Origin of the sequence: Mesorhizobium silamurunense (genome assembly GCF_014843825.1) — a bacterium.
Lineage (GTDB): Bacteria > Pseudomonadota > Alphaproteobacteria > Rhizobiales > Rhizobiaceae > Mesorhizobium > Mesorhizobium silamurunense.
On sequence record NZ_JHQR01000418.1, the window covers coordinates 1 to 3852 of the forward strand.

Sequence of the window (3852 nt, forward strand, 5' to 3'; positions counted from 1 at the left end):
CTCGGACCTGCCCGGTCTCGAGGCGGCTGGCGAGGTCGCCGCGCTCGGCGACGAGATATCGCGCTGGCGCATCGGCGACCGGGTCTGCGCGCTGACACCGGGCGGCGGCTATGCCGAATATGTCAAGGTCCATGCCGGCAGCGTGCTGCCGATCCCGGCAGGCTTCACCTATTCGGAGGCCGCCGCCGTGCCGGAGAACTATTTCACCGTCTGGCACAATGTTTTCGAGCGCGGCGGGCTGAAGAAGGGCGAGACGCTGCTCGTCCATGGCGGCTCATCCGGCATCGGCACCACCGCCATACAGCTGGCCTCGGCGTTCGGCGCCTATGTCATTACCACCGCCGGCAGCAAGGAGAAATGCGATGCCTGCCTGAAGCTCGGCGCCGACCGGGTGATCAATTACCGCGAGCAGGACTTCGTCGCCGAGGTCAAGGACGCGACCGGCGGCAATGGCGCCGATGTCATCCTCGACATGGTCGGTGGCGACTATGTGGGGCGCAATTATTCGGCGGCGGCAGTTGAAGGTCGCATCGTTCAGATCGCCGTGCAGGCCGGCGCCGTCGCGACCGCCGACTTCTCAAAACTGATGGTCAAACGCCTTGTCCATACCGGCTCGACGCTCAGGCCACGCACCGTCGAATTCAAGGCGGCCATCGCGGCTGCTCTCGAGGCCCAGGTTTGGCCGCTGCTCGGCACCCGCAAGGTCGCTCCGGTCATGGACATGATCTTCCCGCTGACGGAAGCCTGGCGAGCGCATGAGCGCATGGAAGAGGGCGAGCATATCGGCAAGATCGTGCTCGACGTCGGCTAGGATGCGCCGAGATTCAGGTGATGCCGGCCTGCAAATGACGGCTTCCTGCGCTTCCGGTGCTCATATGTGCGTTAAGTACGCTCCGCTCCGGTTCTCGGTAGCCACCATTTTCGGCTCGGCCTGACCTGAATCCGACACATCCTAGGCGCACCGCCAGCGACAGGTTCAATAAAGCTTAATGCTGCAATGCACAAAATGCATTGCCGCCATGCAAAAGCGTCCGTTCAATTTGTGGGCAAGGGTGCCTATTTACGCGGCATCGAAACAATTGACCCCACGAATGGAGGACTGACATGAACCCGATCCGCGCTTTCCGCAACTGGCGCCTTTACAACGAGACCGTGCGTGAGCTGAACAAGCTGAACGCCCGGCAGCTGAACGACCTCGGCATCAACCGCGCCGACATTGAGCGTATCGCCCGCCAGGCTCTTTGATTTCAAGCGCGACCCGGCCGCAAGGCCGGGCTGCGGCCTCGAAGCCAGAGCCGTCGCAGACGCTTGCTCGTCTCCGGTTCCGAACCCGCTGGACCCCGTCCAGCGGGTTTTGTCTTTTTCGGGTCGCCTGGCGTGCCTTTCCCAAAAACATTGCGAAATCGTGACGGAGCGTTTATACAGGCCGCGAATTTCCCATTTTGGTGGCTCTAAAACCACCGCCCGCGCGGGAACGCGGGCGAACGAGAAGGATTTTTGAAATGGCCAATACGCTGCTGATGCCCAAGGCGACCGCCGTCTGGCTGGTCGACAACACCGCGCTCTCCTTCGAGCAGATCGCGCAGTTCTGCGGGCTGCATCCGCTGGAGGTCAAGGCAATCGCGGACGGCGAGTCGGCGCAGGGGATCAAGGGCATGGACCCGATCATGACCGGCCAGCTCACCCGCGACGAGATCGCGCGCGGCGAGAAGGACCCGAACCATCGCCTGAAACTGTCCGACCCCAAGGTGCGGGTGCCGGAGTCGAAGCGCAAGGGGCCGCGCTACACCCCGCTGTCGAAGCGCCAGGACCGGCCGAACGCCATCCTGTGGCTGGTGCGCAACCACCCCGAGCTCAAGGACGCGCAGATCGCGCGGCTGGTCGGCACGACCAAATCGACGATCGAGCAGATCCGCGAGCGCAAGCACTGGAACTCGGCCAACCTGCAGCCAATGGATCCGGTGACGCTGGGCCTGACCTCGCAGATCGACCTCGACCTGGAAGTAAACCGCGCCTCGCGCGGTCGCGAACAGGCGCAGCCGGTCGCCGGCGACACGCTGCTTCCGGCGGCGCTGACGGAACGGCTTGTGCCCGCTCCGGAAAAGCCGAAAGATGAGGACCAGGAGCTCGATGCCAACGCCGTCTTCGCCAAGCTTTCGGCGCTGAAGTCGAAGGACAAGCCCGAGGACGAAGAATAAGCAGTTCCACACTCGATAAAAAAGCCCGCCTTGAGCGGGCTTTTTTATCGGACAGTCGCTTGGGAGGACCTATGTCCGCGCGGCGCGGTCCGGGGCCATGCCGTAATCCTCGCTGCGCTCCACGGCGCGGTAGAAATCGGCAAGCTGCTTGCCGCGCTCCGGCTTGAAGATGCGGCCGGCAATCACCACCGAGGCGATGCGGTCGATGCGGAAGGCGCGGAAATCGTCGCGCATCTCGCACCAGGCGACCAAGGTCCAAACCTTGCCCCAGAACCACAGGCCCAAGGGCCGGATGTCGCGCGCGGTGCCACGTCCGGCTTCATCGGAATAATCGATGGTCAGCACCTGGCGCTTTTCGATGGCGCGCTCGATCAGATCGATCGCTTCCCGCGCGGCATCGCTCACCACCCACATCGGCGTGTGGATCTCGGTGCGGGCGATGCGGTCCTTTTCCGTGTCGGGCAGCACGGCGCCGATCTTGACCAGCGCCTCGTCGGCGGCCCTTGCCATCGCTGCGCCGCCGAAGGCACGCACCATGCGAGCGCCGGCAACCAACGCCACGATCTCGTCACGCGTGAACATCAGCGGCGGAAGGTCGAAACCCTCCCTCATCATGTAGCCGACACCCGCCTCGCCGTCGATCGGCACGCCGGTCGATTGCAGGTCGGCTATGTCGCGATAGATCGTTCGCTCGGAAACCTCGAGCCACGTGCCGAGCTTCTGAGCGGTGACCAGCCGGCCGCCACGCAGATGCTGGACGATCTGAAAGAGCCTGTCGGCGCGGCGCATCGTTTGACCCCTTGGTTTCGGTTCTATGCATGCCGCGGTCCCAAAATCGGTTCCCGCAGGTTTGAAACTGCTTCAATAACGCAGGCCTCCTGACAACATACTGTCAGGAGGCTGCAGCCACTCCACCACGAGACAACGGCGTCTTTCCTGAAACCCAGCGTTTCAACCGACATTACATCTGGGCGCGGCACGGCCGCTATCCAAGTCATGCGCCGAAAAATTTCAGTTCTCACGCACGCGACCATTATAAAGGTCCGGCCAACCGATGTCTTTGCGAATGTCCGCCGGTAAAGTGTTTAGGAAACGCTGGGTGCGGATCTCGTTCCGCACGGTGCGGATCTTGCCGACATAGTGCTGCACGCTACGCAGTATCGTAAAACCGTTCATGACCAGACTCCTCTTTTTCGATGAGAGGAGTATCTCACACCCCTGCTGACAGCAGTCTGTCAGGAGCCTGGCAAGCGCCCGGAGCAGGCCTTGGAAAGATTGGCGCGGCCCTGGGCAACCCGGTTGTTTGTCAGGAGCGATGCGGCTGCCGGAAGCCTCAAGAACCGCTTTGACAGCCGCTGGCGATACTGATCAAAGGCGGCATGACGAAACTTCTCGCCCTTGTCATCATCGGCATCATGCTGATCCAGATCATCAAGCCGCTCGGCTGGCCGGGGCTGAAGCGCCGCAGCGATTTCTGGAAGCTGGCGCTGCTTGCCATGGTCGCGATCTCGCTGGCGGCTGTGCTTGGGCATTGGGCATAGAGCCGGCCTGACCTGAATCTCGACAGACCTAACCAGGCCCATTCTCACCCGACACAAATCCCACGAGATGCTCCGCCCAGGCTCGTGTACAGCCCGAAGACATAGGTAACGGT

General features: G+C 62.5%; 6 protein-coding genes. 4 read left to right on the plus strand and 2 right to left on the minus strand.

Features of this window, described 5'->3' with window-relative positions:
- The 3 genes from DH10_RS35490 to DH10_RS35500 all read left to right on the plus strand — a co-directional run.
- A partial coding sequence (locus DH10_RS35490; RefSeq protein ID WP_192385929.1) for an NAD(P)H-quinone oxidoreductase occupies positions 1–811 on the plus strand: 811 nt, incomplete at its 5' end.
- 293 nt (positions 812–1104) lie between these two features.
- Positions 1105–1245 carry a DUF1127 domain-containing protein gene (locus DH10_RS35495; protein ID WP_095778147.1) on the plus strand — a complete coding sequence of 47 codons (141 nt, stop codon included), beginning with the start codon at positions 1105–1107 and terminating at the stop codon, positions 1243–1245.
- 257 nt (positions 1246–1502) lie between these two features.
- Positions 1503–2198, plus strand: a complete 696-nt coding sequence (locus tag DH10_RS35500) for a DUF1013 domain-containing protein (RefSeq protein WP_192257600.1) — start codon at positions 1503–1505, stop codon at positions 2196–2198.
- Between the two features lie 69 nt (positions 2199–2267).
- On the opposite strand, the gene DH10_RS35505 is transcribed toward DH10_RS35500, so the two are convergent.
- Together DH10_RS35505 and DH10_RS35510 are read right to left on the minus strand one after the other, a co-directional pair.
- Positions 2268–2987 carry a helix-turn-helix transcriptional regulator gene (locus tag DH10_RS35505; protein ID WP_192257602.1) on the minus strand — a complete coding sequence of 240 codons (720 nt, stop codon included), beginning with the start codon at positions 2985–2987 and terminating at the stop codon, positions 2268–2270.
- 222 nt (positions 2988–3209) lie between these two features.
- Positions 3210–3374, minus strand: coding sequence for a hypothetical protein (locus tag DH10_RS35510; RefSeq protein WP_082953649.1), 165 nt, complete (start codon positions 3372–3374; stop codon positions 3210–3212).
- A 203-nt stretch (positions 3375–3577) separates the two neighbouring features.
- Here DH10_RS35510 and DH10_RS35515 point away from each other — a divergent pair, with 203 nt between their 5' ends.
- Positions 3578–3739 (plus strand): hypothetical protein, encoded by a 162-nt coding sequence (locus DH10_RS35515; RefSeq protein WP_192257604.1) that lies wholly within the window; start codon positions 3578–3580, stop codon positions 3737–3739.
- Positions 3740–3852: the final 113 nt, after the last annotated feature.